Origin of the sequence: Acinetobacter sp. ANC 4910 (assembly GCF_004331035.1) — a bacterium.
Classification (GTDB): domain Bacteria; phylum Pseudomonadota; class Gammaproteobacteria; order Pseudomonadales; family Moraxellaceae; genus Acinetobacter.
The window spans coordinates 143294-162584 of record NZ_SJNT01000007.1 but is presented as its reverse complement, the minus strand read 5'-3'; the positions used below and the strand labels follow the sequence as shown (position 1 = coordinate 162584).

The following is a 19291-nucleotide window of genomic DNA, read 5'->3' as shown; positions in this document are numbered from 1 at the left end:
GAATCTCTAGAAAAGATTAACTTTTGGGCTGAATGCTCTCGATTGTCGAAATAAAATCCGTAAATTTCTGACCTTGAATGACAACATGTGCTTTCAAGAGACCTTCTGCTTGTTGTTCATTCCCTGCAAAAATAGCATCTAAAATTTCATTATGTTCCGAGAATGAGTTATTCATACGATTATTTACACGGAGCTGTAAGCGTCGATAGGGGTGTAAACGCTTGTGTAAAGTAGATGCCTGTTCAATTAAAAAAGCATTATGACTGGCCTGATAAATGGCAAAGTGAAATAAACGGTTGGCTTCATAATAATTTTCTGAATCATTTTGCTTCAAATAATCCTGACACAACTGATGTAAGCGTTGTAATTCTTGCTTCTCTTCGGGTTGAATACGACGTGCTGCCAAACGTCCGCACATAGCTTCTAACTCAGCCATCACTTCAAACATTTCACACAATGTCAGTGGGTTAATGGTCGGAATAATGGCGCCACGACGCGGGCGAATTTCGACCAGACCTTCGGCTGCAAGAAGCTTTAATGCCTCACGAATCGGGGTGCGCGAAGCACCATAGCGATCACACAGTTCTTGTTCATCAAGTTTGGTTCCCGGTAAGAAGAAACCATAAATAATATCGTCCTCTAACTTTTTACTAATTTGAATAGAAAGAGGGAGTTCCGCAATAGAAGTCATACATCACCAAAAATTGTATACAATTTATGTTTATTTGAGTACAAAACATTGTACACTGGATACAGTTAAGCTATAACTATAGCAAATTATAAGTCAGATTATTAGAAGCACTGCATGATCCAGGGAGGATTCAGCGATGATTATTTACGGAACAGCCATATTGGCAATCTGCCATTTACTTGGTGTTTATTTAGGAAATATTCTTGGTATGGCACTTGGCGTGAAAGCCAATGTAGGTGGTGTGGCGATTGCCATGATTCTTTTAATTATATCGAAGGAGGTTTTAGCTAAACGCGGTCACTTACCCCAAACCACACAATTTGGCGTGTTGTACTGGTCAGGTATGTACATTCCAATCGTTGTTGCTATGTCAGCAGGACAAAACGTAGTCGCAGCGCTTTCAGGTGGAATGTTAGGTCTGATTGTTTCAGTTGCATCACTCATCGGAACAGTATTAGTCATTCGTTGGTTGAACAAATCCAGTGGTGATTATGAGTCTTATGAATGGTCTGTTGAATCGGAAAAAACAGCTTAAGGAAAGCGTGTCATTCACACAGAATAAAAATGGTTTGTACAGCGACAAGGAAGAAATGTAATGGAAGAAATAATTACGGTGTTAACTAAAAATGCATTGGTTACAGCATTGGCGGTTACAGGTTTAATGATGTATGTCTCACATCTTCTCTCAAAATATCTCACCAAGGGTAAATTACAAAGTTCAGCATTTGCCATCACTATGGGCTTGGTTCTGGCCTATTTTGCAGGTGTCTATACTCAAGGTGAAAAGGGTATTTCAGATATCGAGATTTTTGGTGGTTTTGCCTTACTCGGTGGAGCCATGCTACGCGATTTGGCAATTGCATCGACAGCATTTGAAGTGGATGTAAAAGAAGTCAAAAAAGCAGGTAAAGTCGGTTTAATTGCCTTAACACTAGGTTGTGTGATTCCTTTCATTATTGGTGCAATGGTGGCTTGGGTTATGGGCTATAAAGATCCTGTGTCCATGACAACCATTGGTGCGGGTGCAATGACTTATATCGTTGGCCCAGTGACAGGTTCAGCCATTGGTGCAAGCTCAGAAGTAATTGCACTATCTATTGCGATTGGTTTGATTAAAGCAGTGTTCTTTATGGTCGGCACGCCATTACTCGCAAAATTCATGTATTTAAAAAGTCCACGCTCAGCGATGGTTTTTGGTGGTCTGGCTGGTACAACCAGTGGTACAGCTGCGGGCTTAGCAGGTACAGATGTACGTTTAGTACCGTATGGTGCTTTGGTTGCAACATTCTATACAGGCTTAGGTTGCTTACTCGGCCCCTCAATATTTTTCCTCACGATTAATGCCATCTTCGGCTAACTCAGACATAAAGGTGTTGTTATGAACCAGATGGTTAAGAAGCATTTATGGGATAAGCAGAGAACCCGTAGACAAGAGAAACTGAATCAAGCCAAAGAAAAAGGCTTTGAAAAAAAAGTTGACCATGCACGTGTCATTGAACTATTGGAAACGGTCATTGCTTGTGGAGATCGGGTGTGCTTAGAAGGCAATAACCAGAAACAAGCAGATTTCCTCTCGAAGAGTTTAAGTCAATGTAATCCAGATGTGATTCATGACTTACATATAGTGCAGTCAGTATTGGCTTTACCCAGTCATATTGACGTCTTTGAAAAGGGCATTGCTTCTAAGGTAGATTTCTCCTTTGCTGGCCCACAAAGTTTACGTCTGGCTCAATTGGTTCAGCAGCAAAAGATTAGTATCGGATCAATTCATACTTACCTAGAGCTGTACGGACGTTACTTTATCGATCTCACTCCAAATGTTTGTTTAATCACGGCACATGCGGCAGACCGTCAAGGAAATTTATATACGGGTGCGAATACCGAAGATACGCCTGCAATTATTGAAGCCACCGCATTTAAAAGTGGCATTGTGATTGCACAGGTCAATGAAATTGTCGATAAGTTACCTCGTGTGGATGTGCCTGCGGATTGGGTCGATTTTTATATTGAAAGTCCCAAGCACAACTATATAGAACCATTGTTTACCCGTGATCCTGCACAAATTACCGAAGTGCAAATTTTAATGGCGATGATGGTCATTAAAGGCATCTATGCACCGTATCAAATTCAACGTTTAAATCATGGTATTGGCTTTGATACCGCGGCGATTGAATTGTTACTGCCTACCTATGGAGCATCCTTAGGACTAAAGGGGCAGATCTGTACCAATTGGGCTTTGAATCCGCACCCGACTTTAATTCCAGCAATTGAAAGTGGATTTGTCGAATCAATCCATAGCTTCGGTTCTGAAGTCGGGATGGAAGACTATATTAAAGAACGTCCGGATGTCTTTTTTACAGGCAGTGATGGCAGCATGCGTTCCAATCGTGCCTTTAGTCAAACTGCTGGTTTATATGCCTGTGATCTCTTCATTGGTTCAACCTTACAAATTGACTTGCAAGGCAACAGCTCAACCGCCACGGTAGACCGTATTTCTGGTTTTGGTGGTGCACCGAATATGGGTTCTGACCCGCATGGACGCCGTCATGCCAGTTATGCCTATACCAAAGCAGGGCGTGAAGCAGTCGATGGAAAACTGATTAAAGGTCGCAAACTGGTAGTGCAGTTGGTCGAAACGTATCGTGAACATATGCATCCTGTCTTTGTGGAAGAGTTAGATGCGTGGCAGTTGCAAGATAAAATGGAGAGCGAACTCCCGCCAATCATGATTTATGGTGAAGACGTGACCCATATTGTGACGGAAGAAGGGATTGCCAACTTACTGTTATGTCGGACTCCAGAAGAACGGGAACAAGCCATTCGTGGTGTTGCAGGTTATACCCCAGTCGGTATGCAGCGTGACACAGCGAAAGTTGAAGAATTACGTCAGCGCGGCATTATTCAGCGTCCAGAAGATTTGGGCATCGATCCAACACAAGTGAGCCGTGATTTACTTGCAGCAAAATCGGTGAAAGATTTAGTTAAATGGTCGGGTGGTTTATATAGTCCCCCAAGTCGCTTTAGAAACTGGTGATTGACATGGAAAAGTTAAAATTTGAATTGCAATCAGCGCCACTGAGCGCTGAACAAGCGGCGGTCATTTGCGGTGTGGTCGGTTCTGGAAATTTAGAAGTCTTGGTTTCACAGCATGATCAAGCAGATATTTGTCAGATTGAAGTCACTACATCAGCCGTCGGTTTTCAACATGTTTGGCAGTCTGTACTGAATGAATTTGCACAACGTCATGCAGTGGCAGGGCTTAAATTTCAGTTAAATGATATGGGTGCGACCCCTGCGGTGGTGAACCTGCGCTTAAGCCAAGCAATATCTATGTTTAAGGGAGTATAGAACATGGATCAAGTGATGCTCAAAAATAGTTTTTATGAAAAAACCGCACGTGCGCGTATTCAAGCGGTCGTCGATGCTCAGAGTTTTAATGAAATACTCAAACCGACTGAAATTGAAGTTAGTCCGCATTTATCGGCTCTGGATATTCCAGGAAGTTTTGATGATGGTGTGATTATTGGTACAGCCCGTTTGAATGGAACACCTGTACATATTATGGCGCAAGAAGGTCAATTCATGGGTGGTTCTGTGGGTGAAATCCACGGGGCAAAAATTGTCGGTCTTTTACAAAAAGCCATTCAAGATCAAGCACAAGCAGTCGTATTTTTTGTCGACTCAGGTGGTGTGCGTCTACACGAAGCGAATGCAGGTCTCATCGCCATTTCCGAAATTATGCGTGCCATGTTACAGGTACGAAATGCAGGCATTCCGATTATTACGGTAATTGGCGGCACCTGTGGTGCTTTTGGTGGCATGGGCATCAGTGCGTGTTTAAGCAGTGCCATTATCATGACGGAAGAAGGACGTTTGGCACTGTCTGGCCCAGAAGTGATTGAAACAGTCAAAGGCGTGGAAGAATTTGATTCGAAAGATCGTGCTTTGGTTTGGCGCGTTACAGGCGGGAAGCATCGTTATTTACTCGATCATGTACAAGCTTTGGTTGAGGATGATATTGCGGATATTCGCGATGCGATTTTAGCGCAGCTAGATGCTAAAGCAGCCCCTTTAGACTTAGAACAATTATTGCAGCAACAGCAACAGCTTGAGCAGCAGTACCACCGCTGGTTTGGTAAAAATGATGGTTTACAGATTTGGCATGACATGGGAATTGCACAGCCAGAAAAAATTCCGATGCTGTCTGCCCATGAAGTTGTGTTGTTAAAGCAAGGATGAGCACATGAATACAGAATTACTTTTACAACAGTTGTTTCCTCATCAGTTGGATTATCAGATTGAGGGTTATGTGATTAAGGGCAATGCACAAACCGAAGCAGGTCCAGTACGCATTCTAGGCACAGTCAATGCCGCACCGATTAATCAACAGATTGCCATGGAACTGGCAGGTGAAATTTTAAAGCTGGTACAGCAGAAGCAACAGACGCCTGTAGTGTTTATTGTAGATACGCAAGGCCAAGATTTATCACGTGCTGATGAGTTGTTGTGCCTCAACCGTACTTTTGCACATTTGGCATCTTGTGTAGATCTATTACGCCGTAGCGGACATGCCAATCTTGCCATTATCTTCGGTCAAGCGGTCAGTGGTGGATTCCTTTCTTATGGCTTAATGGCCAATGAAGTCTATGCACTCAGTGATTCTCAAGTCAAAGTCATGGACCTGAACGCGATGGCACGGGTGACCAAAATTCCTGTAGAAAAACTGAAAGAACTGTCGCAAAGCTCAGCCATCTTTGCGCCAGGGGTAGAAAATTTCTACAAGATGGGCGCAATCAACGCCGTATGGGAAAACTTGGACACCGATTGGGTGAGTCAAGCATTATTAAACCAACAGCAACATCTGGAAAGTTATATTACAGATCAGCGCCGTGTCGTTGGACAGCAACGTGAAGGTCGAATGCTTTGTAATCAAATTGTCGAGAAAGTGGCACTGAGCTAAGGAGCAGAAAATGGATCGTCATGACTTAGCTTATCTATATGATTCAGCAACATTACATTTTTTGGATAGTACTTTACCTGAACCTGCTAAACAAAAAGTGTCTCAGTTACTGAGTCAGAATATTCCAATGACGGTATGCCGACAGGAAAGTTCGGCAGATGGACAAGTTAAGCTGGCGATCAACTGCTTGGTTGAGGGTTGCAAATATCGGGTTGCATGTTTAGTCGATATTGCTGAAATTGAACTGATTACCCGGCCGCTATCTTTACATACGCTCTTAAAAGAGCATGAAAACACCTTTTCAGATACGGTAATCCATGATTTTGCGGAGGCTTTGCAACAGCTTGGTTGCGAAGTGTATGTCTATGGGTCTTATGCGTATGAATACCTTAGCAAAGAAGCTTATGTACGCCCGACATCAGACTTGGATTTGGTGTTATATCCAAAAAAAATAACACAAATTTCTGAGATTCTAAATTTGATTCAACACGCTCAAGCATTGAGTCAGGTCCGTTTGGATGGAGAAATTAAAATACATCCAGCTTGGCATGTATCGTTTAATGAACTCCTGATGATTTATCCAGATCATACGCAAAGCATTATTGTAAAAGGTTTGCAGTGGGTAGATATGCTGAGATTAGAACAATTATTAGAAGGGACGCTTGAAGATGCAGATTATACAGAAGCATGAAAGTGCATTAGACATTTCACAGTATGCAATGCAATTAGACCTTTTAGCTCGAACAGCACTTTATGAAGAAGTCAGTTTAGAACAAAAGCCCGGTTTGGTTTGTCCAAGTACGCAGGGCAGTCATGCAGATATGGATTTTCCTTTATTTCAGCGCAGTATTCATGCTTTACATGGTTATTTTCAATCACAATGTTTGAACGGTTACCAAGATGTTGCTTTTGAAAATATTCGGCAGTGTGGGATTCAAGCCGAGCAGAAGATGATGACAGCAACCGTACAGATTAATACCCACAAAGGGGCAATTTTTAATTTAGGCTTTGCCAGCGCAGCGGTAGGAAAATGCTTTGCTCAAGATATTGCACTGAATGCGATCTCTATCAGTCGTATAATTCAGCAAACATGGCAAGAGGAATTACTACATCATCTAGAGCGTAATCCCAACAGTCATGGGCAACGCATGCGGAATCAATATGGCATTACGGGTGCTATTGAAGAAGTGGCTTCAGGTTTTAAAACTGTTTTAGATGTTGCTGTTCCACATTATTTAGAAATTTATGTAAAAACAGAAGATAAAAAGCGCGCCTCCCTTCAAGCTTTATTTGCATTAATGTCTCATTTGCAAGATACCAATATTGTTTGGCGTGGTGGTTTATCTGCGTTATATATTGTACAAGATATGGCGAAGCAGTTTTTGGCACGCGGTGGAGTACTACAAGCCGACTGGATGCAAGAAGTGAAAAAAATAGAAGATTACTTTCTTCTACATCATCTTAGCCCCGGTGGAAGTGCAGACTTATTGGGGGTCACTTTATTCATGCTGAAGGTGGAACATGAATTTCGCAATATTATTTAGTGGACAAGGTTTACAGAATTTATCTCATGTTCAGCAATTAAAAGATCTTGCGACTGAGTTGAATGTCACTTCGCAGCTCACACACTATTTACCTACATTATTTAATCCAAATTTATCCGAAGCAGACTTATATTCCAATGATTTTGCTCAACCTTTCATTTTTGCCTTACAGTGGTGTCGATGGCAAAAGTTAAAGTATAAGCTAGATGAAATCATCAGTTTTTCAGGTTATTCATTGGGTGAGCTGAGCGCACTGATTTGTTCAACCGAAATTAGTTTTGAGCAGGGACTGTATTTGGCACAACAGCGAGGCATGTTAATGTCGCAAGCTGTGCAAGAACCGAGTGGTTTACTGGCTGTTCAAGGACTAAATTGGAACGGATTAGAGCTACTTCTGGCAAAGACTGCGACTGAATTATCAATAAAAATTAGCGATAGTCATTTTATTGTCGGTGGTCTAGAAGCAAATTTACAGCAATTGACACAACAACTTGAACAGGTGGGAACACGTTCGACAAAGCGGCTAAATGTCACTATTCCTTCCCATACATCCTTAATGGATTGCGCTGTAGCTCCTTATCGGCAGGTCATGCTACAGCATCAATTTAACCGTTTGGTAACGCCAATTATTGGTGGTTCGGGTGGTCATAAATATTATAAAACCTGTGATGCCGTTGAGGCGCTGATTCATCAAATGAACCATGCCATAGACTGGGATTCGTGTTTAACGGCTATACAAGAAAATCAACCCGATATTGTTCTAGAACTAGGAACAGGTAATGCTTTGAGTAAAATGTTATTGGAACGTTATCCACACTTAAATGTACGAGCCGTGGATGATTTTAAGACTTTTCAAGGTTTAGAACATTGGATTGAAAAACAACAAAATACTGATTTCTAAAATAGAATGAAATAAATGCGCGGATGACGGTGTATTTATCATCAAGATCGTTAGTCATTTGCATAAATTCATTTAAGCAGAAAATATGATTTGATCGGAATAATTGCTTATTTCAGGTGAGGTTAAAGATTCAGTATATTCAATGAACACTTAAACCACGCGGAGAAACCAGTGATGACCATTAAATCTATTCGATACAACCGAGGAGAACTTGCTTGCTGAAGCATTCCATGTGCAGCAAAAAATACAACTCATGTAGACACTATGAAAAGGGGTTTAAAAACATAATGTCTAAGACTTTAACCCTGCAAGATTATAAATTAGAACAGATAAATACAATAAAATTATAAAGTCCCAATCGTTGGGACTTTTTTTTTTGCGTATCACTTTATTAAATGAGCATTTTAGTCTAGTTGAAGGACTGCACGTTCAACTTCTTCAGGTTCAATTTTTTGAATTTTATTACCGAAGCTGCGTAACCACCAAGTCAGTTGAGAGGTAAAGGGCACAGTTGCGGAAATTTGGACCAGATTATGCTCAAGAGGTGTAATCACTTGATCTCGACTTAGCTGGCTTTCTTCAAAATAATGGGACTCACATTCTGGAATGGTCAGTTTTAAAGCAACGTGATCCGTCGGTTTATTGTAATCAACTCTAAATCCAAGTGCACCTGAATCAATATAGGCATCAATATCGAAATTGACTGGATGTAGTGCACGAGAATCCAGCACTTTGGCTGACTTAAAACGGTGCAAGGCAAAAGTCTGAATATCGGTTTTATCATAACGAGTGCAAATTAAATAAATAGTTGCACCTTTTTGTACCAATGCCAAAGGGTTCAGCGTATAGATACTTTCTTCGGCTTGTGGACGTTTTTGATAAACACATTCCAATTGCTTGTCTTGTAGTAAACCCTCATAAATGGCTTGCTGTGCAGCTCGATCAACCATGGGGGGAATCAAAGGTTGGTTGGCAGGCACAATACGTACCCGATTAATCCATTGGCGAACATTATTTTGGGTGGATAAACTGCGACGTGCCAAATCAAACCACGGATTCATCTCTTCGAGTAAGCTTGGAGGCAGAAGGTGCTTTAAGTGCTCCTCTACCATCATAAAAGTCACAGCTTGAGAACTGGTCATATGCGGCAGGCTTTGAAGCGGTGCATCTGAACGCCAACGCCATCCTTGTGGGACGGTTTTGTTGCTTTCAATTGGAAATCGCTGCGAAATCTGATTCAAATCACGCTGGATGGTACGCAAGCTGATATCAATGCCTTCTCTTTGCAAAATTTCCTGTATTTCCCGTGTACCCATCCATTTTCCTGCGGAAAGGCGGGAAAGGATTTGCCATTGTCGATAAAGGCTATTCGATGTTTCTTTTTCTTGTGCAGACATAATTCAAATAACAACAAATAAGTTGGTAATTAATAAAACAGTGTTAAACACAATAAAAAAACCTAACCGAATTGGCAAGCATTTCTCAACCAATCAGGCAAAGAAAGTTCAATAATTTTAGGCGTAAGATCAAGCAGAAATGATATTGAGTACGGACTAAAAGCATGAATTAATAAGGACTCGGCATAAGTGATGTAAGGAGTGGCATTCTTATTGCTTAATAAAAATGAGTTTGGCTATAACTATAAAGAGGGTCATATGCTTAAAGAAAAAGAGATTGTAGAGTTAAACGGTTTATCACCAGAAGTGAATAGTAAGCAAGTGACAGTAAAAGTGGAGGGTGTAGCAAAACAGCAGGAGAAAACACAGTTACTTTTTGAGAGAACAAATTCGGTTTTTTTTAATGAAATGTTGGATGATCATGCTGTTTCTGAAACGGCATGTGCAAAAATTGAACATTGGTTGTCGCAATATAATATAGATGACTTACACGCTTTAAATCAGCATGCCAAAGAACATTTTTTATATGAAGGCATTACCTTTACTGTCTATGGAGAAGCAGAAGGAACGGAGCGAACCATTCCTTACGATGTGATCCCGCGAGTGATTGCGAAAAAGCAATGGAATAAAATCTCACTCGGTTGTGCACAACGCGTCAAAGCCTTGAATCTTTTTTTACATGATATCTATCATCAGCAAGATATTCTTAAAGCAGGTATTGTGCCTGAACTGCAAGTTCTCAAGCATGAGGCTTTTCAGCCACATATGTGCAATCATAGTTTGAAAGGTAAAATCTATAGCCAAATTAGCGGCATTGATATTGTTCGGGACCGTCATGGCGAGTTTTATGTGCTGGAAGATAATTTAAGAACGCCATCGGGTGTGTCTTATATGTTGGAAAGCCGAAAAATCAGTCAGAAATTAATGCCTGAATTATGTTTGCAAAATAACTTGCAAGGCATTGAACATTATCCGTTATTACTGAAAGAAATATTGGCAGAGAATGCCTTTAACGATAGTCCTTTCATTGTCATTTTAACTCCAGGTCGTTTTAACAGCGCATATTATGAACACTCCTTTTTGGCAAGGGAAATGGGTGTGCCTTTAGTAACATCGCGTGATCTTTACGTCGAAAACGATAAGGTTTATGTCAAAACGGTACGAGGCAAACAACAGGTTGATGTAATTTATCGACGTATTGATGATGATTATCTCGATCCATTGTGTTTCATGCCTGACAGTACACTTGGCGTTGCAGGTTTGATGTCTGCCTATTTGCAAAAGAATGTGGTGATTGCAAATGCACCTGGCACTGGGGTTGCAGATGACAAATCCATTTATCCTTATGTTGATAAAATGATTCAGTTTTACTTAGCTGAACAACCCATCCTTAAAAATGTGCCTACTTATCAGTGTCGTGAAAGCAAAGACCTTGAATATGTATTAGACAATTTAGCTCAGCTTGTTGTGAAAGAAGCACAGGGTTCGGGGGGGTATGGCATGCTCATCGGGCCACATGCTTCTGTACAGCAAATTGCGACTTTTAAAGATAAAATTTTGGCAACGCCGCATTTGTATATTGCTCAACCCACATTAGATTTGTCGGTTTGCCCAATGTTAAGCGATACAGGTCTGTCGGAACGTCACATTGATTTGCGACCATTTGTACTGAGTTCACCCTATCGTACCGAAATTGTACCGGGTGGCTTAACACGTATGGCTATGCAAGAAGGCTCTCTTGTTGTCAATTCTTCGCAGGGTGGTGGCATTAAAGATACATGGGTTGTCGATCATCTACATTCATAATTAACCAAAACGATGAAGGAGCAATTTCATGATCTTACTCAGCACGAATGCACAACAAATTTTTTGGTTAGGTCGTTATTTAACCCGTATTGAATATTTATGCCAACAATTTCCATTTATAGATGATCAGAAAGCCGTGTCCTATGCCCATGCTTTTTGTTTACCTGCATTTGATGCAAGCTCACTCAATGAACTGGTATTAGACCCAGAACAACCTTATTCATTTATTCAACTGTTTCAGTTTGCCAGAGACAATGTTCAGGAATTGAGGGGCATTTTTTCTGCAAAAACTTATGCAGAATTAAATCAATACATTCGGAATGCTTGTGCCAGCTCAACCTGTATTTGCGACGTGATTGCGGATTGTCGTGAAGTGTTAGAGGCTGAGCCTGAAGAAACTTTCTTATTCTACTCTTTGGGGCAAACTTTAGAGCAATTAGATCGACAACTTCGCTTAAAGCAAGATCAGACACAAACTTTACAGCAAATTGCAGCATTAATCGAAGTTTTAGCGCAAATGGGATGGGACAGTTTAGATACGGCTTGGCAACAACTTAAAGCTCAACCTGACCAAATAAACTTTTATAACTTTAGTGACCAAATTCAATATTTATTTGAGGTGAATGCATGAAACTTATGATCAATCACCAAACGCATTATCAATATACTGAACAGGCGTGTAATAGCATTCAATATATTAAAATGACGCCATTTAATAATACGCATCAGAAAGTGCATTACTGGGATGTCAGTGTGCCAGGCGAGCGTTGTATTAAAAAAGATACTTTTAACAACATCTGGATTACCAGTTCACAACGCCATGCTTATGAGCAAATGACGATTATGGCACAAGGGATTGTTGAGCTGAATAAGCAGCCTTCTGTGATGAGTCTGACGGATCATTTGAATCCTTATCAATTCTTGCAACCAACGCCAACAACCATGTGCAATGCAGAAATGAAAGAATTTGCTCATCGCTTCGTGCCAGAATTAACCCATGAAAATTTAGTGAAACTGTCTGAAGCCATCTTGCAGCATATTCCCTATATTCCGAATTACACGTCAGTCAATACCTCTGCAATTGAAGCATTTCATAATCGTCATGGGGTATGCCAAGATCATAGTCATGTTTTTATTGCTTTATGCAAAGCTTTGGGCTTGCCAGCACGCTATGTTTCAGGTTATTTATTTGTGCCAAATACATCACACCTTGCCAGTCACGCATGGGCGGAAGTATTTCTAGGAAACACATGGTATTGTTTCGATATCAGTAACCAGATTTTTAGCCCAGACAAGCATATTTATGTGGCAATTGGTCGAGATTATTGGGATGTTGCCCCAATTCGTGGAGTGCGCGAAAAAGGGGGAGTTGAAACGATGCACTCAATTGTTCAAGTACTTGCATGTTAATGTAAGTTAAGGGGAAGAGATGACTTATTGTTGTGCGCTTAGATTAAAAGATGGTCTCGTCTTTATCAGTGATACGCGTACGAATGCTGGCGTAGATCATATTTCAGTATTTCGAAAGCTTTATACTTTTGGAATTGAAAATGAACGTTTTATTACGATTCAAACCTCAGGTAATCTGGCCACAACGCAGGCAGTCATTGGACATCTAAAGAACCATTTGGAATTACAACAAATACCTAATTTATATAGTGTAAATACTATGTTTGAAGTGGCTGAATTGGTTGGACACACTCTGCAAAAAGTCATTGCAGATGTGACTGAAAATACGCAGGAACAGAGTAATTATTACTGTAGTTTGTTGGTAGGTGGTCAAATTGGTCAAACCGAAATGCAGCTTTATAACATTTACCCGCAAGGTAATTTTATTTGCGCGACCAGTGATACGCCGTATTTTCAAATTGGTGAAAGTAAATATGGTAAACCAATTCTTGATCGTGCCTTAAGTTATGATATGCCACTGAGTGAAGCTTTACGTTGTAGTTTAATTTCATTCGATTCGACATTGCGTTCAAATGTATCGGTGGGAATGCCGCTTGATGCACTGATCTATAAAAAGAATAGTTTACATATTCCTGAAGGCAAAAGAATCACTGAAGAAGACCCTTATTTTCAACATATTAGCAAACAATGGTCGGATACTTTACGCAGTGGATTGCAGAATCTACCCAATCCTTCAGACGACTATTTTAATTAGTTTTTTATACTTATTTTCCTAGGAATAGCGCGAGAAATCGCGCTATTCTTTTATCTGTACAATCAATAAAACAAAAAGATAGGAAATCACAATGTACCAACTCTGCTATGCCAGTCAGGCAAAACTTCCTTCTGAAACACGACTACAAGATTTAAGAGACATTCTATCTGAAGCCAGAGATTTTAATGTAAAACTAAAGATCAAAGGAGTATTGTGTTATGCAGATGGTTGCTTCTTCCAATGTTTAGAAGGAGAACAAGATTCGGTTTTAAGCTTATTAAATAAAATAAAAAAAGATCAGCGGCACTATGATTTAAGCATATTGTCGCAACAACAAATACAGACTGATTTTCATTTTCCAGATTGGAGTATGAAATATATTGGTAAACATTCAGACATACATCATTTTTTTGCACAATTGGGATCTAGCAAATTTAATCCCGTATTATTGCAGCAAGCATCATTACAGAATTTTTTACAGTTGTTATATCACATACCAGATCAGCAGTTATAGATGTAGGTCAGTTGACCAAGCAATGAAACCATAGATACTACTCACAAAACGGAGCAGTACCTAAAGTGATTTTTTTCTTATTCAATAGTTCGATGAGGGCGTTGGCTTAAACGGCATAAAAGTTCATAACCAATCGTACCATTTGCTTCAGCAACATCATCTACTAGACGTTGTTTGCCCCAAAGTTCAACAGGTGTACCCAGTGCAACATTTAAACCAGTAACATCGATGGCAACCATATCCATTGCGACACGTCCAACAACAGGTAGCATTTTCCCTTGAATCACAACATAATTTTGTTTGACATAGGCTCGAGGGTAACCATCACCATAGCCAATTGAAACGATGGCTAAATCCGTGTTTTGTAATGCAGTATACGTTGAACCATAGCCCACCTTTTCGCCTTTTTGAATATGACTCAATGCAATAATTTCTGCACTTAAAGTCATCACAGGCTGTAAATCTAAATCTTTTACAGTCCGATCAGCAAAAGGTGTTGCGCCATATAACATAATACCCGGGCGTACATAATCAAAATGGAGTTCAGGCCAACGATAAATTGCAGCTGAATTACAACATGAAGCAAGAATTGGAGCACAACTTTGTTTTATATCAATAAACTGGGCAATTTGTTGTTCATTTAACGGGTGGTCGGCATCTGCATTGGCAAAATGCATGGTTAATACGCAGATAAAGCCTGCCGCTTTTAAGGTATTAATGACAGCAATAATTTCACTGGCTTTAAAACCTAATCGATTCATGCCACTATTAAGCTTAATCCAGACTTTGAGTCCAAGGGCAGTGTATTGTTCTTGATGGGCCAGTAACCAATTCACTTGTTGTGGCTGATGTACAACACATTCCAGCTTTTCTGCAATGACGGCCTGCATTTCATCAGCGGAAAAGATCCCTTCAATTAATGTAATGGGCTGTTTATAGCCTAAAGCACGAATTTCCAATGCTTCTTGCAAGCAGGCGACACCAAAAGCATCGCTACTATTTAAGGCTGCAAGACAGTCTTTGATTCCATGTCCATAAGCATTTGCTTTCACCATACTTACGATTTTTGCGTTAGGGGCAAGTTGTTTGACACGGTTTAAATTATATTGAAGTGCTGATTGATCAATACAAACTGTTGCTTGGCGCACCCGAATGACTCCTTTGGGAAAACAGAGAATGGCAAGATTAAAACAATGGTTTTATTTCAAGTCATCGAATCAGAAATATGGAATGGTATTACCGTTCAGGTAAATATCCACAAAATATGACAGTTATTGTAGACCTATAAAAATCAAATACCCATCTTATTTCATGGCTTTATTCTATTTAAATGTATGGGTTATCGGTTTTGTTCGATAAAGACAATCTTATAGTGGCATTGTTTTAAGTATTTAGGGTTAAATAAAGAATGGGCTGAACGCCCACTTTTTATTCTTCGTCATTGTACTGACTATAATATTCAGGTGATAAGTTACTAAAACGCGTATACTGACCTTCAAAAGCTAATCTGACTGTACCAATTGGACCATTACGCTGCTTACCAATAATAATTTCGGCGGTACCTGCTTCTTTCGACTCTTTGTTATAGACTTCATCACGGTAAATAAACATAATTAAGTCGGCATCCTGCTCAATTGCACCTGATTCACGTAAGTCGGACATGACTGGGCGCTTATTAGGACGGTTTTCCAGAGAACGGTTTAACTGAGACAGTGCGATGACAGGACACATCATTTCTTTTGCTAATGCTTTTAAGCTTCGAGAAATTTCACCAATTTCACCCACACGGTTATCTCCCATACCTGGGACTTTCATCAACTGTAAATAGTCGACCATAATACAGCCCAGTTTTCCCCCATGTTGTTTGGCAATACGACGTGCACGCGCACGTAATTCTGTTGGAGGCAGGGCAGAAGAGTCATCAATATACAGATGCTTTTCTTGTAGCTGTAAAATCGTACCTGTGACTTTAGACCATTCATCACCATCGAGTTTACCGGCACGTAAATGACCTTGATGTACTTTGCCGTAAGCGGAAATCAAACGCATTGCAATCGAGTCTGCGGGCATTTCCATCGAGAACACTAGCGCAGGTAAATCACAGTTAAATAGCACACTTTCTACTAAATTCATGGCAAAAGTGGTTTTACCCATCGATGGACGTGCAGCAACAATAATCATATCGCCTGCTTGCATGCCCGAAGTTTTATTGTCTAATTCAACAAAACCCGTGGTTAGACCCGTAATATTACCTTCCATTTGAGACAATTCATTTAATTTGTCAAAAACATCGGCAACTACGGTATTAATGGCTTTTGGACCTGCATTTTTCTTATTGTTATTGTGTTGTTCAGCAATCGAGAAAATATTGGTTTCTGCTAAATCTAAAATTTCACCGACACTACGACCTTTGGTGTCATAAGCATTTTGCAAGATTTCAGAACTGACTTTAATCATGTTGCGTAAAGTCGAAAATTCTTTAATTTTATTGGCATAGGTTTCGAGGTTATAGAAACTTGATGGAGAGTCAGCCATCAGCTGCATTAAATACTCTTCACCACCAATCGCTTCCAGTAAATTCTGCTTAATTAACCAGTCATTCACCAAAACTGCATCGTAAGGCGAATTTTCTTGCGCGAGTTTTTCAATTGCACGGTAAATATACTTATGGCGCGTTGCATAAAAATCTTGTTCATTCAGTACATCACTGACTTGCTCGAATGACTCGGCAACAGTCATAAGTGCAGCAAGCACAGCTTGCTCGATGGCTAAATTATGTGGGGGTGTGCGAAATTCTTTGAGTTGACTCGACTCATTTATTTTATTGTCTGCTTTGGATGAGTTTGGGGTAGCAGTGGCATTCGCCTGAGACATATCAAAAACCTAAAGATAAATGCAGGAAATAATAATGCAGATAGAAGTGCAGAGCATCATGATGATGTCACCAATAATACGCACTCTGGGGTAAAGATAGTATCAAAATTTCAACCTAATGTGGGCTTGGAATTTATTGATGAGAAAATTTGAAGATAAAAAAAGAGCATGCGTGAGCATGCTCTTTTTTTTGCAAGAAATTACTCAGATACGATAGTAACGAGAACTTCAGCAACAACATCATGATGCAATTGGATTGCGATGTTGAATTCACCAGTGTGGCGAAGCGCACCATTTGGTAAACGAACTTCTGCACGGTCAACAACAAGACCAGCATTAGTTAAAGCGTCAGCGATATCACGCGTACCGATAGAACCGAATAGTTTACCTTCGTCACCAGCTTTAGCAGTGATCACGATGTTAACTTCGTCTAATTGGCTAGCACGTGCTTGAGCAGCAGCTAAAACATCAGCTTCAGCTTTCTCAAGTTCAGCGCGACGAGCTTCAAAAGCAGCAGTGTTAGCTTCAGTAGCTGCTACTGCTTGACCTTGAGGGATAAGGTAGTTGCGGCCGTAACCAGCTTTAACTGAAACTTTATCGCCTAATTTACCAAGGTTTTTAATGCGTTGTAATAAAATAATATCCACAGCTCAACCTCACTTATGATTGTCAGTGTAAGGGATCAAAGACAAGTAGCGAGCTTGTTTAATAGCAAGCGCTAATTGACGTTGGTAACGAGCTTTAGTACCTGTAATACGGCTAGGAACAATCTTGCCGTTTTCAGTGATGTACTGTTTTAAAGTGTCGATATCTTTGTAGTCGATGTACGTAACGTTCTCAGCTGTAAAGCGGCAGAACTTGCGACGACGGTAAAAACGTGCCATTGATGTTCTCCTTATGCTTCAGCAGAGTCTTGAGCAGCTAGTTGTGCTTCTTCACGTTGAGCTTTACGCGCACGCTTTTCTTCAGCACTCTTAGCCAATAAAGACTCTTCAGTGATTGCGTTTTCACGACGGATGATTAAGTTACGAAGGATCGCGTCGTTATAACGGAACAATTCTTCTAACTCATCAAGAGTAGTTTGACCACACTCAACATTCATAAGAATGTAGTGAGCTTTGTGGATCTTGTTGATAGGGTAAGCCAATTGGCGACGGCCCCAGTCTTCAAGACGGTGAATTTGACCTTCAGCTTCTTTGATGTGAGTTAGGTAGCGTTCTACCATACCAACGACTTGATCGCTTTGATCAGGGTGTACTAAAAGTACGATTTCGTAATGACGCATTGTCAGCTCCTTACGGTTTAAACAGCCCCCAACTAAAATGAGAAGTTGGAAGCAAGGAGTCACAACCTAAGTTGTGTCGCATAATTTGCGAAGGATGAATTTTAGATGTTTTAGCGACCAAATTCAAGTCATAAAATAAGTTATGTCGTGAATTAAGGAGGGAATTTAAATATAAATATATTTAAATGAAAATAGCTAAAGAAAAGTAAGTTTGTACAATGTATTTGAATAGGGCAAATTTTTAAAAGATAGAGAGGGGTCTCTATCTTTTAAAAAAGTGGTAAATGTGGGGCAGGGCTTACATAGCTAAAACTAAAACTAAAACTTAAAGCAGTGATTAAAATCACAGAATATAAGAAATAGCGCTTAGCCCAAACTTGATCATTTTCTGCTTTAAAACCAATAATGGATAAATAAACCCAATAGGCACATAAAGCATTAAAGCTGATTAAGAAAAATAAGTTTGTATAACCAAAGCAATATAGACCATTTAATACTGCTGCAAACAAAACTACGTAAATCAGGCTTTCGACTTTGGTACGTAAAATTGAACGTGCAACAGGTAAAATTGGAATACCTGCATTTTTGTAGTCATCGAAACGATAGATCGCAATTCCCCATGAATGAGGCATCTGCCAGAGTGCATATGCTAAAAAAATCAGCAATGCAGCAACATCGAATTCGTTAGAAACAGCCGTATAACCAATTACAGGTGGACTTGCACCTGAGATACTCCCAATCAAAGTTTGGTGAATCGTGGTACGTTTGCTCCAAAGACTATAAAAACCGACATAAACAACAAAACCAAGAACAGCGAAACCAAAAGCATAAGCATTGACAAAAAACCATAACATGCCAAATCCTAAAAGGCCTAAAGCTGCTGCAAAAATAAGTGCAACACTAGGACTAATCGTTTTTTGAACAAGAGCACGGTTTTGAGTACGTTGCATCTTTTGGTCAATGTCTTGATCAATGACATTGTTAACTACACATCCTGATGCAACAACCAAAGTTGTAGCCAGTAAGGTAATCAGAAGTAAAAGGAAATCTACAGAACCTTGGGCGGCTAAGAAGAAGCCGCCCAAGGTGGTAACGAAGTTACCAAAGAGAATTCCTGGCTTAGTCAGGAATAAATACTTTTTTAACATGACAACC

Annotated in this window: 22 protein-coding genes; 14 read left to right on the top strand and 8 right to left on the bottom strand. The window is 40.0% G+C overall.

The window, feature by feature from the left end:
- Positions 1 to 16 precede the first annotated feature (16 nt).
- Positions 17 to 691 carry a GntR family transcriptional regulator gene (locus E0H82_RS09820; protein WP_131264465.1) on the bottom strand — a complete coding sequence of 225 codons (675 nt, stop codon included), beginning with the start codon at positions 689 to 691 and terminating at the stop codon, positions 17 to 19.
- A 136-nt stretch (positions 692 to 827) separates the two neighbouring features.
- On the opposite strand from E0H82_RS09820, the gene madL reads away from it, so the two are divergent.
- From madL to E0H82_RS09775, 9 genes are read left to right on the top strand one after another with little or no spacing between them, the layout of a single operon-like run.
- Positions 828 to 1226 carry a malonate transporter subunit MadL gene (gene madL / locus E0H82_RS09815; RefSeq protein ID WP_131264464.1) on the top strand — a complete coding sequence of 133 codons (399 nt, stop codon included), beginning with the start codon at positions 828 to 830 and terminating at the stop codon, positions 1224 to 1226.
- Between the two features lie 60 nt (positions 1227 to 1286).
- The gene (gene madM, locus E0H82_RS09810; protein ID WP_131264463.1) at positions 1287 to 2048 is read left to right on the top strand and encodes a malonate transporter subunit MadM; all 762 of its coding nucleotides are present in this window, start codon (positions 1287 to 1289) and stop codon (positions 2046 to 2048) included.
- 21 nt (positions 2049 to 2069) lie between these two features.
- Positions 2070 to 3725, top strand: a complete 1656-nt coding sequence (mdcA, locus tag E0H82_RS09805; protein ID WP_131264462.1) for a malonate decarboxylase subunit alpha — start codon at positions 2070 to 2072, stop codon at positions 3723 to 3725.
- A gap of 5 nt (positions 3726 to 3730) precedes the next feature.
- Complete coding sequence (gene mdcC, locus E0H82_RS09800; RefSeq protein ID WP_016166424.1) at positions 3731 to 4039, top strand: malonate decarboxylase acyl carrier protein; 309 nt, start codon at positions 3731 to 3733, stop codon at positions 4037 to 4039.
- A 3-nt stretch (positions 4040 to 4042) separates the two neighbouring features.
- Positions 4043 to 4930 (top strand): biotin-independent malonate decarboxylase subunit beta, encoded by an 888-nt coding sequence (locus tag E0H82_RS09795; protein WP_131264461.1) that lies wholly within the window; start codon positions 4043 to 4045, stop codon positions 4928 to 4930.
- A gap of 4 nt (positions 4931 to 4934) precedes the next feature.
- Entirely contained in the window at positions 4935 to 5651 is a 717-nt protein-coding gene (gene mdcE, locus E0H82_RS09790) for a biotin-independent malonate decarboxylase subunit gamma (protein WP_131264460.1), read from the top strand.
- A 10-nt stretch (positions 5652 to 5661) separates the two neighbouring features.
- On the top strand, positions 5662 to 6342 hold the full coding sequence (gene mdcG / locus E0H82_RS09785) for a malonate decarboxylase holo-[acyl-carrier-protein] synthase (RefSeq protein ID WP_131264459.1): 681 nt from the start codon (positions 5662 to 5664) through the stop codon (positions 6340 to 6342).
- On the top strand, positions 6320 to 7195 hold the full coding sequence (mdcB, locus tag E0H82_RS09780) for a triphosphoribosyl-dephospho-CoA synthase MdcB (protein ID WP_131264458.1): 876 nt from the start codon (positions 6320 to 6322) through the stop codon (positions 7193 to 7195). The genes mdcG and mdcB overlap by 23 nt, the downstream gene beginning before the upstream one ends.
- Positions 7173 to 8096: an ACP S-malonyltransferase gene (locus tag E0H82_RS09775; protein ID WP_131264457.1), complete on the top strand. Its 924-nt coding sequence runs from the start codon at positions 7173 to 7175 to the stop codon at positions 8094 to 8096. The genes mdcB and E0H82_RS09775 overlap by 23 nt, the downstream gene beginning before the upstream one ends.
- Before the next feature lie 404 nt (positions 8097 to 8500).
- On the opposite strand, the gene E0H82_RS09770 is transcribed toward E0H82_RS09775, so the two are convergent.
- Positions 8501 to 9493: a helix-turn-helix transcriptional regulator gene (locus E0H82_RS09770; protein ID WP_131264456.1), complete on the bottom strand. Its 993-nt coding sequence runs from the start codon at positions 9491 to 9493 to the stop codon at positions 8501 to 8503.
- Between the two features lie 258 nt (positions 9494 to 9751).
- Between E0H82_RS09770 and E0H82_RS09765 the strand changes: the two genes are divergently transcribed.
- The 5 genes from E0H82_RS09765 (at position 9752) to E0H82_RS09745 (ending at position 13977) form a co-directional block, all read left to right on the top strand.
- Positions 9752 to 11299: a circularly permuted type 2 ATP-grasp protein gene (locus E0H82_RS09765; RefSeq protein WP_131264455.1), complete on the top strand. Its 1548-nt coding sequence runs from the start codon at positions 9752 to 9754 to the stop codon at positions 11297 to 11299.
- 28 nt (positions 11300 to 11327) lie between these two features.
- Positions 11328 to 11930, top strand: coding sequence for an alpha-E domain-containing protein (locus tag E0H82_RS09760; RefSeq protein WP_131264454.1), 603 nt, complete (start codon positions 11328 to 11330; stop codon positions 11928 to 11930).
- Positions 11927 to 12709: a transglutaminase family protein gene (locus E0H82_RS09755; RefSeq protein ID WP_131264453.1), complete on the top strand. Its 783-nt coding sequence runs from the start codon at positions 11927 to 11929 to the stop codon at positions 12707 to 12709. Before E0H82_RS09760 ends, E0H82_RS09755 begins: the two co-directional genes overlap by 4 nt.
- A 19-nt stretch (positions 12710 to 12728) precedes the next feature.
- Positions 12729 to 13463: a proteasome-type protease gene (locus tag E0H82_RS09750; protein WP_131264452.1), complete on the top strand. Its 735-nt coding sequence runs from the start codon at positions 12729 to 12731 to the stop codon at positions 13461 to 13463.
- 91 nt (positions 13464 to 13554) lie between these two features.
- Positions 13555 to 13977, top strand: a complete 423-nt coding sequence (locus E0H82_RS09745; RefSeq protein ID WP_131264451.1) for a BLUF domain-containing protein — start codon at positions 13555 to 13557, stop codon at positions 13975 to 13977.
- A gap of 77 nt (positions 13978 to 14054) precedes the next feature.
- Here E0H82_RS09745 and alr read toward each other — a convergent pair whose 3' ends face one another.
- The 6 genes from alr to cyoE all read right to left on the bottom strand — a co-directional run bounded on the left by alr (position 14055) and on the right by cyoE (position 19284).
- Positions 14055 to 15125 carry an alanine racemase gene (gene alr / locus E0H82_RS09740; RefSeq protein ID WP_131264450.1) on the bottom strand — a complete coding sequence of 357 codons (1071 nt, stop codon included), beginning with the start codon at positions 15123 to 15125 and terminating at the stop codon, positions 14055 to 14057.
- Positions 15126 to 15405: 280 nt separating this feature from the next.
- Positions 15406 to 16851 carry a replicative DNA helicase gene (gene dnaB / locus E0H82_RS09735; protein WP_131264449.1) on the bottom strand — a complete coding sequence of 482 codons (1446 nt, stop codon included), beginning with the start codon at positions 16849 to 16851 and terminating at the stop codon, positions 15406 to 15408.
- Positions 16852 to 17051: 200 nt separating this feature from the next.
- Complete coding sequence (gene rplI, locus E0H82_RS09730; RefSeq protein ID WP_116759545.1) at positions 17052 to 17498, bottom strand: 50S ribosomal protein L9; 447 nt, start codon at positions 17496 to 17498, stop codon at positions 17052 to 17054.
- A gap of 9 nt (positions 17499 to 17507) precedes the next feature.
- Complete coding sequence (gene rpsR, locus E0H82_RS09725) at positions 17508 to 17735, bottom strand: 30S ribosomal protein S18 (protein WP_004278792.1); 228 nt, start codon at positions 17733 to 17735, stop codon at positions 17508 to 17510.
- A gap of 11 nt (positions 17736 to 17746) precedes the next feature.
- Positions 17747 to 18136 carry a 30S ribosomal protein S6 gene (gene rpsF / locus E0H82_RS09720; protein WP_116759542.1) on the bottom strand — a complete coding sequence of 130 codons (390 nt, stop codon included), beginning with the start codon at positions 18134 to 18136 and terminating at the stop codon, positions 17747 to 17749.
- Positions 18137 to 18405: 269 nt separating this feature from the next.
- Entirely contained in the window at positions 18406 to 19284 is an 879-nt protein-coding gene (gene cyoE / locus E0H82_RS09715; protein ID WP_131264448.1) for a heme o synthase, read from the bottom strand.
- Positions 19285 to 19291 lie beyond the last annotated feature (7 nt).